We start from the raw sequence: 22,834 nt of genomic DNA, 5'->3' as shown, positions 1-22,834 counted from the left end.
GCAGCCCCCCACCGCGGCGCACGACGCCGCCGCGACAACAACCAGACAATTCCGAGGAACGACGATGCTGCTTGCTCAAATCAGCGATCTCCACATCAAGCGTCCGGGCCAGCTCGCGTACCGGCGCGTCGACACGACGGCCGCGCTCGCGCGCTGCATCGCGAAGCTGAACGCGCTCGCGCCGCGTCCCGACGCCGTGCTCGTCACGGGCGACCTGACCGACTTCGGCCACGATGAAGAGTACGGCAACCTGCGCGGGCTGCTCGAGGCGCTCGAGATCCCGTACTACCTGATGATCGGCAATCACGACGACCGTGCCGGGCTGCGCCGCGCGTTTGCCGAGCGCGCCGAGCTGCAGAACGGCGAATTCATCCAGTACGCGCTCGACGTCGGCGCGGTGCGCGTCCTCGCGCTCGACTCCCAGGTGCCGGGCGCAAGCCACGGCGACCTGTGCGACGCACGGCTCGCGTGGCTCGCCGCGCAGCTCGACGCCGCGCGCGACCGGCCCGTGATCGTCGCGCTGCATCATCCGCCGTTCGTGGCGGGCATCGGCCATATGGACAAGCTGCGTCTCGCGCCCGCCGCCGCCGAGAAACTCGATGCGCTGCTGCGCGGGCATCCGAACGTCGAGCGCGTACTGTGCGGTCACGTGCACCGCACGATGTTCGCGCGCTTCGGCGGCACGCTCGCGTCGGCGGTGCCTTCGCCTGCGCACCAGGTCGCGTTCGACCTGCGGACCGACGCGCCGTCCGCATTCCGGCTCGAACCGCCGGCGTTCGCGGTTCATCGTTACACCCCCGATACGGGGATGACGTCGCATCACGTATATGTCGATGAAGGCGCCGGCCCGTATCCGTTCTACGAACCGACGGGCGAGCTGGTCGACTGACGGCTTGCGGCTTGCGGCTTACGACTTGCGGCACGCGGCAGGCGGCACGCGGCTCGCGGCTTGCGACTTGCGACTTGCGACTTGCGACTTGCGACTTGCGACTTGCGGCTTGCGGCTTGCGGCTTGCGGCTTGCGACTTGCGACTTGCGACTTGCGACTTGCGACTTGCGGCTTGCGGCTTGCGGCTCGCGGCTTGTGACTTGCGGCTTGCGGCTTGCGGCTTGCGGCTTGCGGCTTGCGGCTTGCGGCTCGCGGCTTGCGGCTCGCGGCTCGCGGCTTGCGGCTTGCGGCTCGCGGCTCGCGGCTCGCGGCTTGCGGCTTGCGGCTCGCGGCTCGCGGCTTGCGGCTTGCGGCTCACACGATGACGGGCGGCGGCCGGTTCGCCGCACGCCCGGCAGGATTCACGTCGCTCCGGTATGATCGGCAGCCTCGACCGGCGCCCGGCCCGCCTGCGCCTCCCGGCGCGTGCGCCGCTTGCCACGCCGTCCCACTTCGTCCGCGCAGCCATGTCCACCGCCTCCACCGACCGTCCGACCGACGCCGCCTCGCCCCACTACTCGCGCAGCCTGTTGTTGCTGCTCGCGACGATCGCAGGCGTGTCGGTCGCGAACATCTACTACAACCAGCCGCTGCTCGACAGCTTCCGCGCGGCCTTTCCCGACGGCGCATCATGGATCGGCGCGGTACCAACCGCGACGCAGCTCGGCTATGCGGCCGGCATGTTCCTGCTCGCGCCGCTCGGCGACCGCTTCGATCGCCGCGGGCTGATCCTGCTGCAGATCGCCGGCCTGTCGGTCGCGCTGATTATGGCGGCCACCGCGCCGTCGCTTGCCGTGCTCGCCTGCGCGAGCCTCGCGATCGGCATCCTCGCGACCATCGCGCAGCAGGCCGTGCCGTTCGCCGCCGAAATCGCGCCGCCTGCCGAACGCGGGCATGCGGTCGGCACCGTGATGAGCGGCCTGCTGCTCGGCATCCTGCTCGCACGCACGGCCGCCGGCTTCGTCGCCGAGTATTTCGGCTGGCGCGCGGTGTTCGGCGCATCCGTCGCGGCGCTCGTCGCGCTCGCCGCCGTGATCGTGATGCGGCTGCCGCGCAGCACGCCCACGTCGACGCTGCCGTACGGCAAGCTGCTTGGCTCGATGTGGCACCTGGCCGTCGAACTGCGCGGGCTGCGCGAGGCGTCGCTGACGGGGGCCGCGCTGTTCGCCGCGTTCAGCGCGTTCTGGCCGGTGCTCACGCTGCTGCTCGCCGGTGCGCCGTTCCATCTCGGTCCGCAGGCAGCCGGCCTGTTCGGGATCGTCGGTGCGGCGGGCGCGCTCGCGGCGCCATACGCGGGCCGCTTCGCGGACACGCGCGGCCCGCGCGCGATCATCTCGCTCGCGATCGCGCTGCTCGCGCTGTCGTTCGTGATCTTTGCGTTGTCGGGTTCGAGCATCGTCGGGCTCGTGATCGGCGTGATCGTGCTGGATGTCGGTGTGCAGGCCGCGCAGATTTCAAACCAGTCGCGCATCTACGCGCTGAAGCCCGAGGCGCGCAGCCGCGTGAACACGGTGTACATGGTGTGCTATTTCATCGGCGGCGCGCTCGGCTCGTCGGCCGGTGTCGCCGCATGGCATGCGTTCGGCTGGATCGGCATGTGCACGGCCGGGCTGCTGTTTACCGCGCTCGCGGGCTGGTTCCACCATCGCGGCGGCCGGCGCGGCTGAGCGCGTCCGGCCACGGCGGCGTCACACGTCGGTGCGCGACGCGGCCGGTTGTTCGACGGGCGGCGGCGCAAAGGCCGGTGCCGGGTCGATCACCGCGGCGGGATCCATCACGGCCGCCGGCGTCGGCACCGCCAGCGGAACGGCGGACGGCGCGAGGATCGGCGCCGCTTCGGGAATCGCAATCTGCTCGGGTGCGGACGCAACGTCCGCCGTCTGCGCCGGCTCGGCCGCCACTGCCGCCGCACGCGCCGCCGGTCGACGCGCCGGATCGAATACGAACGACAATCCGACGCTGCCGAGAATCGCGACGGTCGCGACCACGGTCGCCATCGTCACCGGCTCGCCGAGCAGCAGCGCACCGAGCGCAACCGCGACGATCGGGTTCACGTACATGCAGCTGCTCGCGATGATCGGGCTCGTGTGGCGGATCAGATAGCCGTACGCGACATACGCGGCCATCGTGCAGAACACCATCAGGTACAGGAACGCGAATACCGGCCCCGCCATCACGTGTTCGATGCGTTCGCCGATCAGCCAGGCGACGAGCGTCGACATCAGGCCGCCGAGGCCGATCTGGAGCGACGTCGACAGGAACAGGTCCGACGGCAGCTTGAGCCGCGTCGCGAGGTGCGCGCCGCCTGCCCAGAACAGCGCGCCGGCCAGCACGCAGATCGTGCCGAGCGCCGAATTCTGGGCGGCCGCGCCCCCCGAGTTCAGCACGACGATACCGACCATCCCGAGCGCGACGGCCGCCCACTCGCCCTTCGTCACCGGCCGGCCGGCCACCGCCGCGATCACCGTCGCGAACAGCGGCACCGTGGCCACCATCACCGCAGCCGAGCCACTGCTGACCGAGCTGATCCCGAGCGCGATCGTGCCGGACGACAGCGCGACGAGCATCGTGCCGACGATCCCCGCGTTGCGGATCTCCAGCAGCGTCGGCCATTCGGGCTTGCGGCGCAGCGCGAAGATGAACAGGCCGATCCCGCCGAGCAGGTTGCGCAGCCCCGACAGCAACAGCGGCGGGAACGACTGCAGCGCGAAATGCAGGCCGCTGTAGGTCGAACCCCAGACGAAATAGATGAACACGAGCGCCAGCGCGACGCGGCCGCCGCGGCTTTGCGGCAGGCGGATCCGGAACGAAAAGCGGGCGAAGAAATCGAGGAGGCGGTCGAGCGGGGTCATCGTGCAACCCGCCCGCACGTCGCGCCACGTGCTCCGCTGAGAGACGCCGGCGATGCCGGCAAACGGTCCTGGCGGGACCGGGAAGGCAGAGCGAACGTGCGGAACGACATGGCAGTGCGAACGGCGACGAAAGAGAACCGGCAAGCGGCGGCAGAGGGACAAAAAAAATGCGCGCAACCGCTTCGGCTGCACACGCTCGGCATTATGGCATCAAGGATTCGAAAGCATCGTCAGACCTGTCTGAAAGGATAGCGACTGACGTTTCGGCGCGACATTTTTCGGCCGGCGGGCTTTCGGTCGGCGGGCCGGTGAAATCCGGGGCCGGATTCACAATGCGCGCGCGTTGCCGGCGTCGGTGCAGCTTCCACACGCAATCCATCGCAATCCGCCCCGACCGAACCAACCATCGGCCGGACGGCCAATCAAGCGCGCCGGCCGCTGCTTCGCGCTTATCGTGACGGGCGACACGCCCTGTTCTAGCGGTCCACAGCCGCCCTTCGAAACCCGTACCACCCATACAAAATTTTGTATGATTCAACGCTCCTTCCGCCGAAGCCGGTTGTTTTCGTCGGCAGCGCACCTGACGATCGTCGTGGCTTTCCGCTGCCCGCGCGGCGCGACACCGGCCACCAGATCGACCAGGTACAGCGCGGCCTTGCGCCCGACGACTGGAAGCCGATGCGCACCATCGGCGCCGGCGTGCGGGAAATTCGCCTGCGCGATGCGAGCGGCGCGTTCCGGATCGTCTACGTCGCGACATTCGCCGATGCCGTCTACGTGCTTCACTGCTTCCGGAAACAATCGGCACGCACGAGCAAACCCGATATCGGCCTGGCCGCCCGGCGTTATCGCACGCCGATGATGGAGTTGAAACGATGACCGATGAACGCTACACCAACGTCTGGGACGCAATCGAAGGCCAGCCGGCCGAAGCCGAGAACATGAAGCTGCGCTCCGAACTGATGATCGCGCTCAAGCAGCGCATCGCGCAGCTCGAGCTCAGCCAGGCCCAGGCAGCGCAACGGCTGGGTGTCACGCAGCCGCGCGTCTCCGACCTGCTGCGCGGCAAGATCAACCTGTTCGGGCTCGACGCGCTCGTGAACATGGCGGCGGCCGTGGGCCTGCGCGTCGATCTCCAGGTGCGCGAATCGGCGTGACGCGTGAGCGCGTCACGCGCGCCGCTTACGATCCGCCGAACCAGTTGTACCCCTGATCGACCCAGTAGCCGCCCGGATACGTATCGGTCACGAAGATTTCCATGATGTGCTTCGGGTTCTTGTAGCCGAGCTTGGTCGGCATCCGCAGCTTCATCGGGAAGCCGAATTCCGGCGGCAACCGGCGGCCGTCGTACTCGAGCGCGAGCAGCGTCTGCGGATGCAGCGCGGTCGGCATGTCGATGCTCTCGTAGTAATCGTCCGCGCACTTGAAGCCGACGTATTTCGCCCGCGTGTCGGCGCCGGCACGCGCGAGGAACGCGCCGAACGGCGTGCCGCCCCAGCGGCCGATCGCACTCCACCCTTCCACGCAGATATGCCGCGTGATCTGTTCCGCATGCGGCAGCGCGCGCAGTTCGTCGAGCGTCCACACGCGCTTGCCCGTTACGCGGCCGGACAGCACGAGGCGGTACGTCGACTCGTCGACGTGCGGCACGTCGTCGATCCCGTAGTACGCGTTGAACGGGAACGGGCGCGTGATGTCGGCTTCGGTGTAGGTCGGCGCGAGCCGGTCGGAACTGAACAGCCAGGCCTGCACGCGATCGTTCATGCGCGACACTTTCTCGAGGAACGTGTTGACCGACGCGTCGTCCTGCAGCGTGCAGCCGGTCAGCATCGCGAGGCCGCCGAGCGTCAGCACGCGCCGGTTGAAGAGGCGCCGAGACGGCATCTCGAGCTCGCGGCGCACATCGAGTTCGAGCGACTTTCGGTCGAGCGTCCAGCGCGGCTCGCCGCGCCTGTTTTCGGATTCCGACATGATGATTTCCTTCGCCCGCGGCTTGCGGGTCAGCGGCCGCGCAGCATCGCGAGCAACGAGCGCGGCACCAGCAGCGCCATCGCGACATGAACGACAAAGAATGCGACGAGCAGCGACATCGCCCAGAAATGCACGACGCGCGCGTTGTCGTAGCCGCCGAACAGTTCGCGCAGCAACGGGAATTGCACGGACTTCCAGATCGTGAGTCCCGACAGCACCAGCACGACGAGATCGACGATCGCGGTCAGGTACGCGGCACGCTGCACCGCGTTGTAGACGCTCAGGTCGTTGTGCGACAACCGCCCGCCCAGCGCGGCGCGCACGTCGCGCCACACGGACGCCGGCGTGACGGGCAGCATCTTGCGCGCGAAGCGCCCCGTCGCGATCGACATCGCGAGGTAGAACAGCCCGTTGACGACCAGCAGCCACATCGCCGCGAAATGCCATTGCAGCGCACCGCCGAGCCAGCCGCCGATCGTGATGCCATGCGCGAACGTGAATGACGGATAGATCGGCGACGCGTCGTAGATGCGCCAGCCGGACAGCGCCATCAGGATCGCCGCGAGCGCGTTGAGCCAGTGGCTCACGCGCACCCACGGCGGATGGATCGGGCGTGCCGGTGGCGTCGCAGGCGCGCGATCCGTTGCAGGAACGGTTTGCATGATGAAGACTCCGGGGTGATGCGACGGGACGCGATGCGCGCGTGCAGCCGGCTGGCCGCGCCCCGCACGCATCCGTCAGTTCGACGGGCTCATTGCGTCCTTCTTCATCGCGTCGCCCTTCGACATCGCGTCGTGGCCCATCGCGTCTTTCTTCATCGCGTCTTTCTTCATCGCGTGCTTCTTCATGCCGTCCTTCTTCATCGCGCCATCCTTCGCCATCGCGTCGTGGCCCATCGCGTCCTTCGACATCGACGTGCCGTCCTTCGACATCGCATCGTTCTGCGCATAGGCGCCCGTTGCGAACGTGGCAAGAGCGGCGACGCAAGCGGCAATCAGTACGTTTTTCATGACATCTCTCCGAAACATGGGTTTGAGGAGCCGAATAGACGGACGACGTCGCGGGAAATGACAGCCGCTCTGAAAATATTTTTTATGCCGGCCGGACAACCCGTCATGCTGCACCGCTCGGCCGCCGCCGACCGGGCTGCCGGACCGATCGGCAAAGGCATGTGCTGCGGTGCACCCGGCCTGCCGCGCCGCCCGCCATGTTGCGGCTGCACCGGGATAACCACTCTACGCCCGGTTGAAACCGCCGCAAACCCGGTGTATCGTGTGCCCTTGCTAACGCGGGGGTCCTGCAATGCGTTCGGTCAAACAACCGGCATTGCGGGTGAGAAATACCCTTTGAACCTGATCTGGATAATGCCAGCGCAGGGAAGCGTACGGATTTCGCCGCCATCCTTCTGACGAAATCCGCCGCCTCACCAAGCCTCGTCTCCTGCTTAGCTCGAGCCCCACATACGTCAAGGGCTCCGGGCAAGCGCCGACGCGCCTGTCCGGCGCTCACACAGGAGATTGCATGAACGCCAATCCGAAGTTTCTGTCCGCCGACGCTCACGTCGACGCCGCCGCTGTCGCGCCGCTGCCGAATTCGCGCAAGGTTTATGTCACCGGCTCGCAGCCCGACATCCGCGTGCCGATGCGCGAAATCACGCAGGCAGACACGCCGACCGGCTTCGGCGGCGAAAAGAATCCGCCGATCTACGTGTACGACACGTCGGGCCCCTACACCGATCCGGAAGCCAAGATCGACATCCGCGCGGGCCTGCCCGCGCTGCGTCAGGGCTGGATCGAAGCGCGCGGCGACACCGAAGTGCTCTCCGGCCTGTCGAGCCGCTACGGCCTCGAACGCGCGGCCGACCCGGCCACCGCCGACCTGCGTTTCCCGGGCCTGCACCGCAACCCGCGCCGCGCGCAGGCCGGCAGGAACGTCACGCAGATGCACTACGCGCGCCAGGGCATCATCACGCCGGAAATGGAATACATCGCGATCCGCGAGAACCAGCGCCGCGCCGAATACCTCGAGAGCCTGAAGTCGAGCGGCCCGAACGGCGCGAAGCTCGCCGCGATGATGGGCCGCCAGCACCCGGGCCAGGCGTTCGGCGCCGCGGCCTTCGGCGCAAACGCGCTGGCCGAGATCACGCCCGAATTCGTGCGCGACGAAATCGCGCGCGGCCGCGCGATCATCCCCGCGAACATCAACCACCCGGAATCCGAGCCGATGATCATCGGCCGCAACTTCCTCGTGAAGATCAACGCGAACATCGGCAACTCCGCCGTCACGTCGTCGATCGGCGAGGAAGTCGACAAGATGACGTGGGCGATCCGCTGGGGCGGCGACACGGTGATGGATCTGTCGACCGGCAAGCACATCCATGAAACGCGCGAGTGGATCATCCGCAACAGCCCGGTGCCGATCGGCACGGTGCCGATCTACCAGGCGCTGGAAAAGGTCAACGGCAAGGCCGAGGACCTGACCTGGGAGATCTTCCGCGACACGCTGATCGAGCAGGCCGAGCAAGGCGTCGACTACTTCACGATCCATGCGGGCGTGCGCCTGCAGTACGTGCCGCTCACCGCGAACCGGATGACCGGCATCGTGTCGCGCGGCGGCTCGATCATGGCGAAGTGGTGCCTCGCGCATCACAAGGAAAGCTTCCTGTACGAACACTTCGAAGAGATCTGCGAGATCATGAAGGCGTACGACGTGAGCTTCTCGCTCGGCGACGGCCTGCGTCCCGGCTCGATCTACGACGCGAACGACGAAGCGCAGCTCGGCGAACTGAAGACGCTCGGCGAACTCACGCAGATCGCGTGGAAGCACGACGTGCAGGTGATGATCGAAGGCCCCGGCCACGTGCCGATGCAGTTGATCAAGGAGAACATGGATCTCCAGCTCGACTGGTGCAAGGAAGCGCCGTTCTACACGCTCGGGCCGCTGACGACCGACATCGCGCCGGGCTACGACCACATCACGTCGGGCATCGGCGCCGCGATGATCGGCTGGTTCGGCACCGCGATGCTGTGCTACGTGACGCCGAAGGAGCACCTCGGCCTGCCGAACAAGGACGACGTGAAGGAAGGCATCATCACGTACAAGCTGGCCGCGCACGCCGCCGACCTCGCGAAGGGTCACCCGGGCGCGCAGGTTCGCGACAACGCGCTGTCGAAGGCACGCTTCGAGTTCCGCTGGGAAGACCAGTTCAACATCGGTCTCGATCCGGACAAGGCGCGCGAATTCCACGACGAGACGCTGCCGAAGGATTCGGCGAAGGTCGCGCACTTCTGCTCGATGTGCGGCCCGCACTTCTGCTCGATGAAGATCACGCAGGACGTGCGCGAGTTCGCGGCGCAGCAAGGCGTGTCGGAAACCGAAGCGCTGAAGAAGGGGATGGAAGTGAAGGCGGTCGAGTTCGTGAAGACCGGCGCCGAGATCTATCACCGTCAGTAAGCACCCGCGGCGATCCGCACCGGAATCGCCTCGCGATGCACGAAGCCCGCTTTCGAGCGGGCTTTTTTGCGCATGTCGTGTGCCTGCCGATGCACGGGAAACAATTGATTACGAAACCGCGCGAGCCTTAACAAGTCCTTACAGCAGCCCCGCCAGGCGGCGCGTAGATTGGGGGCATGCGTGGCCGCCAGCCGGTCACGCGCCCTCCATTCACTACCACAAGGACAACGATCATGATTTCGATTCGGCGTATTGGGGTATGCGCTCTCCTCGTCACGACGGTGGCCAGTCTGTCGGCCTGCGATTCGATGACGAGGCGTCAGCGCGACACGGCAATCGGCGCGGGTGTCGGCGGCGTCGCCGGCGCAGCGATCGGCGGCAGCGCGCTGTCGACGCTGGGCGGCGCGGCAGCCGGCGGCATCATCGGTAACCAGGTCGGCAAGTAAGCCGCCGGTCACGGCCCGCCGCGCAATGCGCGGCGGCAGCCTGGCCGGTCCAACGGCGTTTCCGCGATGCGGAAGCGCCGTTTTCGCATGCGGCACCGCAATATGCCCGCCCGCGCCCGGAAATGATCCGTTACCGTTTTGCACACCGTGTCATCGGCGCGCGGCCTAAGCTTAAGCATCTGCCGATTGCCGGCTCCGCCGGAGAGACATCATGAACAGGACCCTCGTCGCCGCGGCGCTCGCCTGCACGACGCTCGCCGGCTGCTACTACCCGTACGGCTACTATCCTGGCGGCTATTACACGGCCGCACCGGTGCCGGTGCAGCCGGCGCCCGTGTACGTCGACCCCGGCCCCGCCTACTACTATCCGGCCCCCGCGTATGCACCCGCGTGGGGCGGTTATTGGGGACCGGCGCTGTCGCTCAATTTCGGCTTTGGCGGGCGCGGCGGCTGGCGCCATCACTGACCGGGCACGGCCGTCGACGGACGGCCGCCCGGCCCCCGCAACCGGCCCCATTCCCGTTTCTTGTCGTTTCATCCCATTGTGAAACGACGGCGTGGTAACGCGGTGTAAGATTCTTCGCATCCCGTCCCCGCCCTCGCCAAACGATGTCGCCCAAGAATGCTTTCCTGCTGACCGTGCTCGCTGCCCTGTGGGGCGCATCATTCCTGTTCATCCGGATCGGCGTGGTCGATTTCGGCGTCGCGCCGCTGATGGCCCTGCGCGTGGGCATCGGTGCGCTGTTTCTCACCGGCTTCGCGCTCACGCGCTTCAAACCCGCCGACCTCGGCACCCGGTTGCGCCGTCACGCGTGGCCGCTGTTCGTCGTCGGCGCGCTGAATTCGGGCATCCCGTTCTGCCTGTTCGCGTTCGCCGAACTGACGCTGTCGGCCGGCCTGACGTCGGTGATCAACGCGACGACGCCGCTGTGGGGCGCGCTCGTCGCGTACCTGTGGCTGAAGGACAAGCTGTCGCTGCCGCGCGCACTCGGCCTCGTGATCGGGTTTGCCGGCGTGCTCACGCTCGTGTGGAACCAGATCGCGAACGCGCACGGCGACACGGGCGCCAGCGCAACCGCGCTCGCCGCCGCCGCGGCGCTCGGCGCGACGCTGCTGTACGGCATCGCGGCCAATTACACGAAGCGCAAGCTCAGCGGCGTCGATCCCCTCGTCAATGCAGCCGGCAGCATGATCGGCTCGTCCGTCCTGCTGCTGCCGTTCGCGATCGCCACCTGGCCGTCCGCGCCGGTCGGCGTGCACGCATGGGGCTCGGTACTTGCCCTCGGCATCGCGTGCACGGGCATCGCGTATTTCATCTTCTTCTACCTGATCGCGCATGTCGGCCCCGCCCGCGCGATTACCGTGACGTTCGTGATCCCCGTATTCGGGCTGCTGTGGGGCGCGCTGTTCCTGGGCGAACACGTGTCGGCCGTGATGATCGAAGGCTGCGCGATCGTACTCGTCGGCACCGCGCTCGCGACCGGCGTGATCAAGCGGATTCCGGGGATCCGGCCGCGCGGCGGCGAAGCGACCTGACGGTCCGCGTGCGCGCATCGTCGCCCGGCGTGCAGCGATGGCGATGCGGCACCGGTCTGCCGACGCGCCGCGAATGGCACCGCAGCGCATCGGCATTCGTCTGACGGCGACGCCCGGCCGCCGGGATTTCCCGCATCACCTGCACATCCAGCACCCGCAGCGCACGGTCATGCCACCGGCATTGCGCGGGATTGTCATCGGCCGCTGCAGCGCCCTCCGCTTCGTGGCGGTCATGCAAGGCGCGCACGCGTGCGGCGCGGATCGCCGCTGCGCACGGGCCGGGATGGCGCGGTGTACCGTTTGCGTCTGGAGTTTCCCTGATACGCGCGCCGCCGCAATCCCGTTACACTCGGGAAACCTATCCGCAGAAGGCGGTCTCGATGCCTCACGTTCTCTCGCGCCCGCCTGCGCATGCGACTGCATCAGCGTGGTGGGGTGCCGCCGCTCGCTCCCGGGCACCGTTGACATGAAGCCCGCCCGCGACCTATCGCTCGACTCCCTGCTCGAACGCCTCACGCCGACGCCCGGCGGCTGGGTCGCCACCTATCGCACGACGACGCTGCGCAGCGTATTCCAGCCCGTGCTGTCGATCACGCACAAGCGCGTCGTCGGTTACGAGGCGCTGCTGCGCGTCGTCGACGCGAACGGCGCGCTGATATCGCCCACCGCCCTCTTCGACCGGACGCGCGCCGACGCCGACGCGCTGCTGCTCGACCGGCTCGCGCGCTGCCTGCACACGGCCAACTTCGTTGCACAGGGCATCGGCGACGGCTGGCTGTTCCTGAACGTGACGCCACGCGTGCTCGATACGGGCCTCGTGCAGCGCGAGTTCGTCGAGGCGCTGTGCCGGCATTTCGCGCTGCCGCCGAACCGCATCGTGCTGGAAGTCGTCGAACAGCCGGCGCGCGACGAAGCCGCGCTCGCCCGCACGATCGACATGATCCAGCATCGCGACTTCCTGATCGCGATCGACGATTTCGGCACCGGTTTCTCGAACTTCGACCGCGTGTGGCGGGCACGGCCCGACATCGTCAAGCTCGACCGCTCGCTCGTCGAGCGTTCGACCGGCTCGGCCGACGACCGCCGCATCATGCATCACCTCGTGTCGATGCTGCACCAGGCCGGCGCGATGGTGCTGGCCGAAGGCGTCGAAAGCGATGACGCGCTGCAGGCGCTGATGGAAGCCGACATCGATTTCGTGCAGGGTTTCCAGTTCGGCCAGCCCGATGCATCGATCGCGCACGCAAGCGCGGCAGCGCCCGCGATGCTCGACGCCGCGTGGCGGCGCTTCATCGCCCGCCGGCACACGCCCGTCGTCGCCGAGCAGCCGGGCTTCGACGCAATCGAACGGCTGGTACTCACCGGTGCGGCCGCGTTTTCGGCGAGCGGCAACCTGCAGGATGCCGCGCAACGCGTGTTCGCGGTGCCGGCCGCGCGTCGCGTGTTCGTCACCGACGAGATCGGCGAGCAGTTCCTGCCGTCGATCGGCGCACCTGCCGACGACAACCAGGCGAGCGTCACCCGCCTCGCGCCGCTGTTCCCGGAAACCCACAGCAACTGGTCGCGCCGCCCATACTTCCAGCGCGCGATCGCCGCACCCGGGCGCGTCGCGCTGATGGGCCCGCACTTCTCGCTGACGGAAGGCCGCGACTGCTATACGGCCGCCGTCGCGATCCGCGCACAGCGCCGGCTCGTCGTGTTCTGCGTCGACTTCGTGCTCGACAGCGCGGGGACCGTGATGCGCTAGCCGCGCAGGCGGTGGACGCCGGCCTGCGAGGGCCGCCGGCCATTCGCTCGTCAGTCGACCACTTTCCCTCGTCCCGACTTCACCACGCTACGGCGCGACTTGTGCTCGAGCCGCCGCTCCTTCGACGCACGCGTCGGCCGCGTCGCCACCCGTGCGCGCGGCGTATACGCGACGCCGCCGATCAGCGCATCGAGCCGCGCGAGCGCGGCCTCGCGGTTCTTCTCCTGCGTGCGATATTCCTGCGACTTGATCACGACGATGCCGTCGCGCGTGATGCGCTGGTCCGACAACGCGAGAAGCCGCTCCTTGATGACCGGCGGCAGCGACGACGCGCGGATGTCGAAGCGCAGATGAATCGCACTCGACACCTTGTTCACGTTCTGCCCGCCCGCACCCTGCGCGCGCACGGCCGTCCATTCGACGTCGGCCGGATCGAGCGTGTAGCGGATCATCATCGCGATGCCTCCTTGCGGCGCCGTGCGAGCGCCTCGTCGACGCGTGCCGCCAGCCCCGAATCGCGCTGCGTGCGCGTCGCGACCGCCTGCGCCAGCACGCGCCGCGGCCCGATCACCTGCACGCGCGTGCGGGCGCGCGTGACGGCCGTATAGACGAGCTCGCGCGTGAGCACCCGGCCGAACGATGCCGGCAGCACGAGCGCGGCTTCGTCGAATTCCGAGCCCTGCGATTTGTGCACCGTCAGCGCAAATGCCGTTTCGTGCGGCGGCAACGCAGCGGGCGACACCGCGCGCGCGGTGCCGTCCGCGCGCCGGAACCACACGCGCAGCACACCGTGCGCGTCGGGCAGCGCGATGCCGATGTCGCCATTGAACAGCCCCAGCGCATAGTCGTTGCGCGTCACCATGATCGGCCGCCCGGTGAACCAGTGCGCCCCGACCGCGAGCGGCACGCGCGCCGCATGCCGCACGTGCGCGGCCACCAGCGCATTGACGTGTTCGGCGCCGCGCGAGCCGCTGCGGGTCGCGCACAGGATCCGGAACCGGTTGAGCGCATCGAACAGCGGCAGCGGATCGGGCACCGGCGCGGCCAGCGCGTCGCGCAATGCGTCGAGGTATGCGCCGAATCGCCGTGCGAGCCGCTCGACCGTCGACGACGCAAGCGTATCGCCCGCATCGTCGTGGAAGGACGCCGCGGCTGCGTCGTCCGCGGGCAGTGCATCGAGTGCGGCCTGCACGTCGCCGCTGCGAATCGCCAGCGACAGCCGCCCGATCGGCGAATCGAGACCGAAGCGGTAATTGCGCTCGAGCCACACGACGCAGTCGGCGAGCGGCGCCGGAGCGAGCACGATGCCGGACGCGGCGGCGGCTTCGTCGGTCGATGCCGATGTGGCTGCCGTGACCGACGCAAGCGCCATATCACCCGCGTCGAACGGCGGCAGTTCGACGTCATCGAGCCAGGCGAGTTCGTCGACCTCGATCCATGCGGGTGTGCCGCCTGCTGAAACGGCGCCGCCGATATCAGCCGGCGCCGTTACGGCGAGCGGTGGCGATACCGTCCCGGCCGACGAACCTTCGTCATCCTGCGGTTCGTCGTCGAACAGAGATGCCTGTCGCGGATCGACTTTCGGCCGGGACGCCGGCATGCGTGAAACGGAAGCGGAAGCAGACGCCGATGGCGACGCCGGCGCGCGAACGGCTGCGGCAGCCGGACTCGCAGCGGGCGCCATCGCCGGCGCAGCTTCGTCCGGCACCGGCAATGCCGCGGCGAACGACGCGTCGTCGATGCCGAGTGCCTGCGCGATGCGCGCGCGCGCCGCAGCGGTGAACGTCGGTCGCGCGCTCAGCTCCGCAAATACGGCGCCGGCCTCGACCGCGGCCAGCTGATCCTTGTCCCCAAGCAACACGAGCCGCGCGCCCGGCGCGAGCGCGTCGAGCAGATGCGCGGCGAGCGCTACGTCGATCATCGACGCCTCGTCGACGACGATCAGATCGTACGGCAACGGATTGTCGCGATGATGCCGGAAGCCGGCCGCCCCGCCACCGCCCAGCAGCCGATGCAGCGTGTACGACGTGTCGGGCAGGCGCGCCGCGAGTTCGGGCGGCAGATCGCCGGCGCGCGCATGCAGCGCCTCCTGCATCCGCTGCGCGGCCTTGCCGGTCGGCGCGGCCAGCGCGACGCGCAGCCCCGGGTGTGCGTCGAGCAGACAAGCCAGCACGCCGACGACGGTCGTCGTCTTGCCCGTGCCGGGACCGCCGCTGACGATCGTCACGCGCCCCGTCAGCGCGACGATCGCCGCCACGCGCTGCCAGTCGACTTCGCCGGTGGCCGGCCCGAAGTATCGTGAGAGGCTGTCGCGCAACCGGTCGGGCGACAGGCCTTCGTCGGGCGCGGCAACGCCGGCCTGCGCGACGAGCGCATCGGCCAGACGCCGTTCGTAATCGAAATAGCGCGACAGGTACAGGTGATCGTGCCGGTCGACGATCAGCGGCCGCTCGTCGCCGCGCGCGAGCGTGCCGAACGCAACCACGCCGCTTGCCGCGAGCGCGGCACGCACCTCGTCGAGCGGCGCTTCGTAGCGCTGCGCGAGTGCGCCGAGCGCGACGCATACGTGGCCGCCCGCGGTCGCGCGGCTCGTCGCGAACGCGGCGCGCGCCGCCCAGCGTGCCGACGCGGACGGCGCACCGGCACGCCGCGCAAGATCGCCGATGCGCCGTGCAAACCCTTCCGCGAGCGCGATGCCGAAATCGGCCGGCTCGGGCAGCCGTGCGACGAGGCCGCCGGTGAATTCGAGCATGTCGTCGGACGCATTCATGCGCGGCCCCCTTCCATCATCCGGTCGAGTGCGTCGACGAGCGCGCGCGCGGGCCGCCGCGCATGCACGCCGGCCGGCTCGCCGCTGCTGCGCCAGCCCGGCCGCACGCCGCGCACGAACAGGTACAGATAGCCCGCGATGTGTGTGTCGTAGTCGTAATCGGGCAGCCGCCCGCGCAGGTAGCGATGCAGCGCGACCGTGTAGAGCAGCGCCTGCAGGTGATACGCGTGATCGGCCATCGCGACGTCGAGCGCGCGCGGGCCGTAGGCATCCGGCGTCGTGCCGAGATGGTTCGACTTCCAGTCGACGATCCAGAAACGGCCGTCGTGTTCGACGATCATGTCGATGAAACCCTTGATGAAACCGGCGAGCATGCCCGCCTCCAGTGCAACGTCCGGATAACCGTGCGCGACCAGCAGCCGGCGCAGCGCCGTCAGGTCGAGCGACGGCGCCGGGAACAGGAAACCCATTTCGTCGAGCCGCTTCGCCGGATCGAGATCGACGAGCCGCATGCCCGGCACGAGCTCGGTGTGCACGACATCGTCGACGAGCTGCGCCATCATCGCCGGCAGGCGCGTCGCGAGTTCCGGTTCGGCCTCGACCGGCCGGTCGTGCAACGCGCCGAGCGCGGCCTTGTGCCACGATTCGGGTTCCGTGAACCGGCTGAGTTCGAACAGGCGGTGCAGGCATTCGCCGGCGGCCGCTCCTCGCGGGAACACGAGGATGTCGTCGTCCGGCGGCTCGGCCACGACCGGATCGGCGAACAGCCATTCGCCGTCCGGCGTCACCTCGGCAAGCGCATCGTGATCGGGTCGCAGCTCGTCGTCGGGTACCGCCGCAACACCCGCCTCCTCGCGCGCCATCGACGCGGTCAGCGAGCTGAAACTCGCCATCCGCCACGCATCGCGCAGCACGCGCGTCGCATGGCGCGCCGCGAGCGTCTGCGAGGCGTCGTGCCCGGCCGCGAGACGCTCGCGGCGCGCGGGCGCCGGCAGCGGCGCGACGCACACGGGGCCGCCCGCGAGCGCCTGCCACGCCGCGTCGAGCGCAGCTTCGTCGGGCGGTTCGTCGAGCCACGCATCGAACGACTGGCCGGCGCCGGCGACAAGCCAGTTGAGCACGCTGCGCCGCGCTTCGCGCGTCGAACGCGACGACAGGTACGGCCCCGCGACCACGTAGCAGCGATAGACCGCGCGCGTGAGCGCCACGTAGACGAGCCGTGCACGTTCCGCGGCCTGCTCGCGCAATGCCTGCCGCGCCGCATGCGCGGCCGCCTCGTCGTCGCATCCGTAATGCAGCACCGCGTCGCCCGCATCGTCGTGATACTCGCGCGCATCGGGCAGCGCGGACGAAGGCGGCTCGCGCAACCCGCCGTCGTTCAGGAACGGACAGAACACGACCGCGTATTCGAGGCCCTTCGATTTGTGCACGGTCACGATCTGCACGAGGTTGCGATCCGATTCGAGCCGCAACTGCGCCTCCTCGCCGCCACCGTCGAGCCGTTGCGCGGCGAGCCAGCGCAGCGTCGGCGCGATACCCGGCTGCGCGGATGCGCGCGCTTGCGTCAGCTCGGCCAGATGGTTGATGTCCGTCACGCGACGCTCGCCGTCCGCACCGGCCATCAGCCGTTCGGCGATCCGCAGCTCGCGCGTGAACGTGCGCCACATCACCGCGAAACCGCGTTCGCGCCACAACAGCCGATACCGCGAGAAGCGCTCGACCCAGCTCATCGCATCGGCGCCGTCGGCCGCCGACGCGTCGCGGGAGGCATCGCCGTCGCCCTGCTCCATGCGCCACAATGCGCCGGCATCGAGGCCGAACCAGTCGGACGCGAGCGCCGCGCGCAGACGCCGCAGGTCGCCCGGCGCATCGATCGCCGCCAGCACGCGCTCGAGCTGCTCGGCGTCGCCGGTGGAAAACACCGACGCCTGTGCCAGTTCGACGCTGCCGATGCCCCACGTGGCAAGCACGCGCTTCACGAGACTGCCCTGCCGGTGCGTTTGCACGAGCACCGCGATGTCGCCCGGCGACAGCGGCTTGTCGCCGAGCCGCACGCGCCCTTCGCGCGCACCGCGCATCAGCCGCGCGATTTCGGCCGCGCAGGCCTGCGCGGCCTGCGCCTGGGCGTCGCGCTTGAGCAGCGTGCGTTCGCCGCCGGGCAGGGCCCACACGCGGAAATCGCCGGCCGGGCCCGGATCGGTTTCGTCGAAGAACGGTGCGCGCGCGCGCGCGCCGGCGCGCACCGCGTAATAGTCGAGCCCGTCGAGCACGAAGGCGCGCGGATTCGACATGAAGAAGCGGTTGCACGCATCGACGATCGCGGGCGTCGAACGCTGGTTGACCGCGAGCGTGTAGCACGCGCTCGCGCTCGCGCGCGCCGCAAGATAAGTATGCAGATCGGCCGCGCGGAAGCTGTAGATCGCCTGCTTCGGATCGCCGACGAGAAACAGCGGGCCGCCCGGCGCGAAGATCCGGTCGAAGATCGCGAACTGCAGCGGGTCGGTATCCTGGAACTCGTCGATCAGCGCGGCCGGATAGCGCGCGCGCAGCGTCTCGGCCAGCCACGGATGCGCATGCAGCGCGTGATACAGGTTCGCAAGCAGATCGTCGAACGACACGACGCGACGCGTGCGCTTGCGCTCGGCCAGCTCGCCGGGCGCCATGTCGAGCCATTCGGCGATCAGCGCGAGCCAGCGCGCGCGCTGCGCGGCCTCGGCGGCGGCCACTGCGGCGTCGAGCGCGTCCGCGACATCGAAGAACGCGTGCGCGGGCGTTGACCCGCCCTTTTTCGTCGCCTTCGTCAGCGCGGTTTGCGTGAGCTTCAGTGCGGCTTTCGGCAGTGCGGCCGTCGCATTGCCCTGCGCCAAATGCGCCGTCCATGCAGCCAGCGCATCGGCGACCGCGTCGGGCTTGTGCGAACGCTGATTGAGCACGGGCTGCGCGGTGCGCAGCAGCGCATCGATCGCATCGCGCTCGGCCGCCCACATCCGCGCCGCCTCGGCGAAGCATTCGGCCGCGGCCGCTTCGGCCGATTCGTCAGGCTCGGTCACGCCGTCCCAGCGCAGCGCGGCGAGCGGCTTCTTCAGCCGGCGCGCGAGCTGCGCATCGAGCGCGGCCGGGCCGGCCCCCGATTCGACGAGCCAGGTGGCGAAGCCCGGCCAGCGTGCGGCCGCCGGTTCGACACGCGTGCGCCAGAAATCCGCCGCGAGTTCGAAGCGCAGCGACGCGTCGTCGGCCTCCATGTCGAACGCGAACGGCATCGCCGCCGCGAACGGCGCTTCCTGCAGCGCGCGCTGGCAGAACGCGTGGATCGTATGGATCGCGGCCTGGTCGAACGCACGCAGCGCGCGCCGGATCCGCTTCGCGGCCGTCTCGGGATCGAGCGCGCCTTCGTCGCCAAGCGTGGTCTCGAGCAGGCGCGCGATGAACGGATCGCCGCCGTCGTCGCCCGTGTCGAGTGCATGCGCAAGCTGCGCGAGCCGGCTGCGAATCCGCTCGTGCAGTTCGGCCGTCGCTGCTTTCGTGAAGGTCACGACGAGGATTTCGTCCGCGCCGAGATCTTTTTCGAGCAGCAGGCGCACATACAGCGCGCAGATGTTCCAGGTCTTGCCGGTGCCGGCCGACGCCTCGATCTGGTTGACGCCGTCGAGCGGGCACGCGAACACGTCGAGTTCGAGCGCCTGCTGCGGCTGCGACACGGCGCTCATGCGACCTCCTTCAGATGCGCGATCAGCGGTTCGAACACGAGCCGCGCAAGGGTGCCGAACGGCTCGTCGAGCGACGGATGCGCACCGCGCCATGCGATCGCGATGGCCGGATCGTCGGCTTCGCTCACGACGCGTTCATTGATCCACACGCTCGCGGCTTTGGCCTCGCCGTCGGATACCCTCGCCCACGCGCTGCGCGGAAAGAACCGCAGCGGCATGCGCCGCCCCGCGCGAAACAGCGCGGCAAGCGGTGCAAGCTGCTCGAGCGACGCCGCGACGGGCGTCAGCTCGAACGCGCCGCCGCTGCCGAACCACAGCGTGCGGCGCGGGCCGTCGGGCTCGACCGCGCAGTAGACGAGATGCGCGAGCCACGCGGACAGATAGTCGCGCGCGCTCGGCCGTGCATAGCGATAGATGATCTGACCGGCCGGCGTCAACCGGTTCAGCGTGCCGTTCAGTTCGAGCGGCGCGCTCACCGCGTCGGCCGACAGCATCGCGTCATCGGTGCCGAACAGGGCCTGCCCGGTGTCGGGCCACGCCGGCACGACGGTGAGCGAGAATGCCCGCCGCTCGATGCCGTCGGCCAGCGCGCGGCGCACGTTCGACGCCAACTGCGTCATCGAGCCGAGCGCCTGGTCGCGCCACACGGCGCCCGTCGCACCGCCCGGCAGCTCGGGGCTCGCGTCTGCAATGCGCAGCGCGTGATCGTGCACGCCGCCCTCGTCCGCTTCGATCAACAGCGGCAACACACGTTCGGCGAGCGCATCGCTGCCGGCAAAGTCGAGCGAAAACGGCTCGGTGTCGCGCAGTTCGGCCTGCGCGTCGGCCAGCACGATGCCGAGCCGGCCGCGCAGCAATGCACGCGCCGGATGCCGCCAGAAGCGCTCGAATTCGCTGAACGCGACGGGCTCGACCGGCTCCGCCGGCAGCGGCTGCGCGAAGAACGGCTGCTCGCGCGGCCCGTCGCGCGACGCTTCGGCGGCGAGCAGCGACGCGAGCGTCGCCCGCTCGGCGTCATACGAAACGAGCGCGCTGCCGGGCTGGAAATACGCGGCAGCGAACGGTTGCAGCGGATGCTCGACGATGAACGCGCGCCGCGCGGCATCGACTGCGTCCGGCGCCGCATCGGGCCCGGCGGTGACGATCGCCAGATGATCGAGCAGTTCGTCGACGAGCGCCGCGGGCGGCAACGGTGCGTTGTCGCGAATGCTGCGGCCCGTATAGGCAATCAGCAACCGGTCACGCGCGGCGAGCAGCAGGTCGAGAAACAGGTTGCGCTCGTCGTCGCGGCGCTGCCGGTCGCCAAGCTTCGGCAGCACGGCCATCAGGTCGAATTCGTCCGCGCGCGCGAGGCTCGGCAGCACGCCGTCGTCCATCCCGAGCAGGCAGACGACGCGATACGGCAAGCCGCGCAAGCTCGTCAGCGACGAGAACGTGACGCCGCCCCACGGCACGCCGCCGCGTGCCGGATCGTCGAGCGCCGCAGCCAGCCCGGCGCGGACGACCGCCGCCGGCAATGCCTCGTCAGGCGCGCCTTCCGCCATCGCGGCCAGCATCGCGTCGAGCGCATCGCGCACGCCGGCCAGTGCGTCGGCATGCACGGCGCCCGAATCGAAGAAGCGCGCGAGCGTGTCGGCAAACAGTTCGCTCCAGCCGCGCGGCGTGTGCGATTCGGCAAGCCGCCGCGCGAAACCGTCGAGATCGTCGGTGAAACGCGCGAGCCGGCCGAGCAGTTCGGCCTCGCTGCCCGTGGCCGCCTCGATCGGCAGCCACGCGCCGATCGGCGCCGCGCCTTCGGGCATCGCATAGCCGAGAAAGAGCCGCGCGAGCGCATCGGAGAACGTATGACGTGGCGCGGGCACGGCCGCGTCGTCGCTCACGAGCGGCGACAGCCCGCGCCGTGCGCCGGCCGCCGCGAGCCAGGTCTGCACGGTCTCGAGCGAGGCTGCGTCGATGTCGTAGCGCGCCGCCACCGCATCGACGCGCAGCCATTCGACCAGCTCCGGCGCGCCGACCTGCCGCTCCGGCAGCGCGAGCCAGTCGAGCAGTACGCGTGCAACCGGGTTCGCCTGCGACGGCGGCAGGCCGGTGATCCGGTAAGGCACGCGCGAACCGCCTGCGCCGGCCGTGCCGAACACCGCGTCGATCAGCGGCCCGGCCGCGGCGAGATCGGCCACCGCGACGAGCACGTCGGACGGCTGCAGGCTTGCGTCCGCGTCGAACCAAGCAAGCAACCGGTCGTGCAGCACCTCAAGCTGGCGCGCGAGGCTGTGGCACACATGCACCTCGATCCCGCGCTCGGCTGGCGTGTCGCCGGTTTCGGCCTCCGGCTGCAATGCGAGGATCGCGTTCTGCACCCGCGCGAGCCACGTGGGCGCGGGATTCTCGACGAAACGCGACGCATCGCCTGACGCAGCGCTTTCAGTCAGCTCATGCAGCATGTGCAGTTGCGCCTGCGTCTGCCGGCCCCATTCGGCGAGCAGCGGATGGCCAACTTCCTGGTAGTCGAGGCGCCCGGCGGCGTCGAGCGCCTCGGCATGCGCGGCGGTCACGATGTCGAACCAGAATTCGCGGCACGGGTTCAATGCATAGACGCGCACGTCGATCCAGCGCGACAGTTCGCGCAACAACGCGACATGCAGCGGCGGCATCGTCGGCAGCGCGAACACGCTGACCGATTCGGGCCAGTCGGCGCGCGCGAGCGCGTCGGCATCGAGATGGCGCGCTTCGACGAGAAAGCGGTGTGCGGGCGGCGTGCCGCTGTCGCTCAGTTCAGCGAGCAGCGCGCGCCACAGCGCGGCCTGCCAGCGCTCGTCGTCGCGTGCGGCATCGCTGATTCCGCGCGGCGCGCCATCGCCCGCGAGCACGGATTCGCCGGCCTGCCACGCGGCCAGCCATTCGGGGCGATAGGTCAGGTAGTGATCGAGCACGGCCGCGACGCGCTGCGCAAGCTCGTAGCGCATCGCATCGTCGGACGCGGACAGGTAAGCGGCGAGCCGCGGCGACGCGAGCCACGGCGCGCCGTCGGCCGCCTGCGCGAACAGCCGGTAGCAGCGCCACACGAGCCGGTCGGGTGCGAACGGCGAGCGCGCGGGCACCGTCAGCACGCGGCCGATCTGCGCCCACAGCCACTGCGCGAGATACGTGAACTCGACGTTCGCACACACGCCGTTGCGCGCGGCGATGTCGAGCTCGAGACGACGACGCAGCGCAGCGCTCGGCACGATGACCTGCTGCTGCGCCCACGGGCCGTTGCGGGCCGGAAACGCAGCCAGATCCTCGAGCAGCGCGTCGGCCAGCGTTTCGTGACGGTTCGAATAGAAGAGATGGAGCATGAAGCGGGCGTCGGAACCTCGCACCGGCCGGACCGGGCGAACAAGATCACCAAGGATAGCAAATGGACCGCCGCCGCGAAGCTCTGCCG

At 69.3% G+C, this 22,834-nt stretch carries 17 protein-coding genes and 1 riboswitch; of the genes, 9 read left to right on the top strand and 8 right to left on the bottom strand.

Translation table 11 applies throughout. The annotated features are described in order from the left end of the window. Positions 1–64 precede the first annotated feature (64 nt). Entirely contained in the window at positions 65–889 is an 825-nt protein-coding gene (locus tag OHZ10_RS06115) for a phosphodiesterase (RefSeq protein ID WP_342703939.1), read from the top strand. A gap of 506 nt (positions 890–1,395) precedes the next feature. Then, complete coding sequence (locus OHZ10_RS06110; RefSeq protein ID WP_342703938.1) at positions 1,396–2,595, top strand: MFS transporter; 1,200 nt, start codon at positions 1,396–1,398, stop codon at positions 2,593–2,595. A 21-nt stretch (positions 2,596–2,616) separates the two neighbouring features. Here the strand turns inward: OHZ10_RS06110 and OHZ10_RS06105 are convergent, their stop codons facing one another. Further along, a complete protein-coding gene (locus tag OHZ10_RS06105) occupies positions 2,617–3,780 on the bottom strand; it encodes an EamA family transporter (RefSeq protein WP_342703936.1) in 1,164 nt (387 codons plus the stop codon). A 525-nt stretch (positions 3,781–4,305) separates the two neighbouring features. On the opposite strand from OHZ10_RS06105, the gene OHZ10_RS06100 reads away from it, so the two are divergent. Next, a complete protein-coding gene (locus tag OHZ10_RS06100; RefSeq protein WP_256085745.1) occupies positions 4,306–4,659 on the top strand; it encodes a type II toxin-antitoxin system RelE/ParE family toxin in 354 nt (117 codons plus the stop codon). Beyond that, entirely contained in the window at positions 4,656–4,937 is a 282-nt protein-coding gene (locus OHZ10_RS06095; protein ID WP_059235204.1) for a helix-turn-helix domain-containing protein, read from the top strand. The genes OHZ10_RS06100 and OHZ10_RS06095 overlap by 4 nt, the downstream gene beginning before the upstream one ends. Before the next feature lie 25 nt (positions 4,938–4,962). Here the strand turns inward: OHZ10_RS06095 and OHZ10_RS06090 are convergent, their stop codons facing one another. The 3 genes from OHZ10_RS06090 to OHZ10_RS06080 all read right to left on the bottom strand — a co-directional run bounded on the left by OHZ10_RS06090 (position 4,963) and on the right by OHZ10_RS06080 (position 6,761). Beyond that, positions 4,963–5,751, bottom strand: a complete 789-nt coding sequence (locus OHZ10_RS06090; protein WP_059235206.1) for a molybdopterin-dependent oxidoreductase — start codon at positions 5,749–5,751, stop codon at positions 4,963–4,965. Between the two features lie 29 nt (positions 5,752–5,780). After that, positions 5,781–6,413, bottom strand: coding sequence for a cytochrome b/b6 domain-containing protein (locus tag OHZ10_RS06085; protein WP_059235208.1), 633 nt, complete (start codon positions 6,411–6,413; stop codon positions 5,781–5,783). A gap of 75 nt (positions 6,414–6,488) precedes the next feature. Then, the gene (locus tag OHZ10_RS06080; RefSeq protein WP_059235209.1) at positions 6,489–6,761 is read right to left on the bottom strand and encodes a pentapeptide MXKDX repeat protein; all 273 of its coding nucleotides are present in this window, start codon (positions 6,759–6,761) and stop codon (positions 6,489–6,491) included. A 270-nt stretch (positions 6,762–7,031) separates the two neighbouring features. Then, positions 7,032–7,148, top strand: a riboswitch (TPP riboswitch). Positions 7,149–7,272: 124 nt separating this feature from the next. On the opposite strand from OHZ10_RS06080, the gene thiC reads away from it, so the two are divergent. The 5 genes from thiC (at position 7,273) to OHZ10_RS06055 (ending at position 12,933) form a co-directional block, all read left to right on the top strand. Further along, positions 7,273–9,204: a phosphomethylpyrimidine synthase ThiC gene (gene thiC, locus OHZ10_RS06075; protein ID WP_059235212.1), complete on the top strand. Its 1,932-nt coding sequence runs from the start codon at positions 7,273–7,275 to the stop codon at positions 9,202–9,204. 233 nt (positions 9,205–9,437) lie between these two features. Beyond that, a complete protein-coding gene (locus OHZ10_RS06070; RefSeq protein WP_059235214.1) occupies positions 9,438–9,650 on the top strand; it encodes a glycine zipper 2TM domain-containing protein in 213 nt (70 codons plus the stop codon). Between the two features lie 211 nt (positions 9,651–9,861). Then, positions 9,862–10,116 carry a hypothetical protein gene (locus tag OHZ10_RS06065; protein ID WP_059235216.1) on the top strand — a complete coding sequence of 85 codons (255 nt, stop codon included), beginning with the start codon at positions 9,862–9,864 and terminating at the stop codon, positions 10,114–10,116. A 143-nt stretch (positions 10,117–10,259) separates the two neighbouring features. Continuing rightward, positions 10,260–11,186 (top strand): DMT family transporter, encoded by a 927-nt coding sequence (locus OHZ10_RS06060; protein ID WP_059235218.1) that lies wholly within the window; start codon positions 10,260–10,262, stop codon positions 11,184–11,186. 466 nt (positions 11,187–11,652) lie between these two features. Next, positions 11,653–12,933 carry an EAL domain-containing protein gene (locus OHZ10_RS06055; protein WP_059236838.1) on the top strand — a complete coding sequence of 427 codons (1,281 nt, stop codon included), beginning with the start codon at positions 11,653–11,655 and terminating at the stop codon, positions 12,931–12,933. Positions 12,934–12,983: 50 nt separating this feature from the next. Here OHZ10_RS06055 and arfB read toward each other — a convergent pair whose 3' ends face one another. From arfB to recC, 4 genes are read right to left on the bottom strand one after another with little or no spacing between them, the layout of a single operon-like run. Further along, the gene (gene arfB / locus OHZ10_RS06050) at positions 12,984–13,388 is read right to left on the bottom strand and encodes an alternative ribosome rescue aminoacyl-tRNA hydrolase ArfB (RefSeq protein ID WP_059235220.1); all 405 of its coding nucleotides are present in this window, start codon (positions 13,386–13,388) and stop codon (positions 12,984–12,986) included. Beyond that, entirely contained in the window at positions 13,385–15,703 is a 2,319-nt protein-coding gene (locus OHZ10_RS06045) for an AAA family ATPase (protein ID WP_342703932.1), read from the bottom strand. Before OHZ10_RS06045 ends, arfB begins: the two co-directional genes overlap by 4 nt. After that, entirely contained in the window at positions 15,700–19,410 is a 3,711-nt protein-coding gene (gene recB / locus OHZ10_RS06040) for an exodeoxyribonuclease V subunit beta (RefSeq protein WP_342703931.1), read from the bottom strand. Before recB ends, OHZ10_RS06045 begins: the two co-directional genes overlap by 4 nt. After that, on the bottom strand, positions 19,407–22,745 hold the full coding sequence (gene recC, locus OHZ10_RS06035) for an exodeoxyribonuclease V subunit gamma (protein ID WP_342703929.1): 3,339 nt from the start codon (positions 22,743–22,745) through the stop codon (positions 19,407–19,409). The genes recB and recC overlap by 4 nt, the downstream gene beginning before the upstream one ends. Positions 22,746–22,834: the final 89 nt, after the last annotated feature.

This window comes from Burkholderia arboris (assembly GCF_038723655.1).
Lineage (GTDB): Bacteria > Pseudomonadota > Gammaproteobacteria > Burkholderiales > Burkholderiaceae > Burkholderia > Burkholderia arboris.
Note: the sequence above shows the minus strand (reverse complement) of the source record. Positions and strands in the feature narration are given on the sequence as shown.

Bases quoted from the DNA above. Each gene is read 5' to 3' on its own strand.
- OHZ10_RS06115 (WP_342703939.1), top strand. From the start codon at position 65: ATGCTGCTTGCTCAAATCAGCGATCTCCACATCAAGCGTCCGGGCCAG.
- OHZ10_RS06110 (WP_342703938.1), top strand. From the start codon at position 1,396: ATGTCCACCGCCTCCACCGACCGTCCGACCGACGCCGCCTCGCCCCAC.
- OHZ10_RS06105 (WP_342703936.1), bottom strand. From the start codon at position 3,780: ATGACCCCGCTCGACCGCCTCCTCGATTTCTTCGCCCGCTTTTCGTTC.
- OHZ10_RS06095 (WP_059235204.1), top strand. From the start codon at position 4,656: ATGACCGATGAACGCTACACCAACGTCTGGGACGCAATCGAAGGCCAG.
- OHZ10_RS06090 (WP_059235206.1), bottom strand. From the start codon at position 5,751: ATGTCGGAATCCGAAAACAGGCGCGGCGAGCCGCGCTGGACGCTCGAC.
- OHZ10_RS06085 (WP_059235208.1), bottom strand. From the start codon at position 6,413: ATGCAAACCGTTCCTGCAACGGATCGCGCGCCTGCGACGCCACCGGCA.
- OHZ10_RS06080 (WP_059235209.1), bottom strand. From the start codon at position 6,761: ATGAAAAACGTACTGATTGCCGCTTGCGTCGCCGCTCTTGCCACGTTC.
- thiC (WP_059235212.1), top strand. From the start codon at position 7,273: ATGAACGCCAATCCGAAGTTTCTGTCCGCCGACGCTCACGTCGACGCC.
- OHZ10_RS06070 (WP_059235214.1), top strand. From the start codon at position 9,438: ATGATTTCGATTCGGCGTATTGGGGTATGCGCTCTCCTCGTCACGACG.
- OHZ10_RS06065 (WP_059235216.1), top strand. From the start codon at position 9,862: ATGAACAGGACCCTCGTCGCCGCGGCGCTCGCCTGCACGACGCTCGCC.
- OHZ10_RS06060 (WP_059235218.1), top strand. From the start codon at position 10,260: ATGTCGCCCAAGAATGCTTTCCTGCTGACCGTGCTCGCTGCCCTGTGG.
- OHZ10_RS06055 (WP_059236838.1), top strand. From the start codon at position 11,653: ATGAAGCCCGCCCGCGACCTATCGCTCGACTCCCTGCTCGAACGCCTC.
- arfB (WP_059235220.1), bottom strand. From the start codon at position 13,388: ATGATGATCCGCTACACGCTCGATCCGGCCGACGTCGAATGGACGGCC.
- OHZ10_RS06045 (WP_342703932.1), bottom strand. From the start codon at position 15,703: ATGAATGCGTCCGACGACATGCTCGAATTCACCGGCGGCCTCGTCGCA.
- recB (WP_342703931.1), bottom strand. From the start codon at position 19,410: ATGAGCGCCGTGTCGCAGCCGCAGCAGGCGCTCGAACTCGACGTGTTC.
- recC (WP_342703929.1), bottom strand. From the start codon at position 22,745: ATGCTCCATCTCTTCTATTCGAACCGTCACGAAACGCTGGCCGACGCG.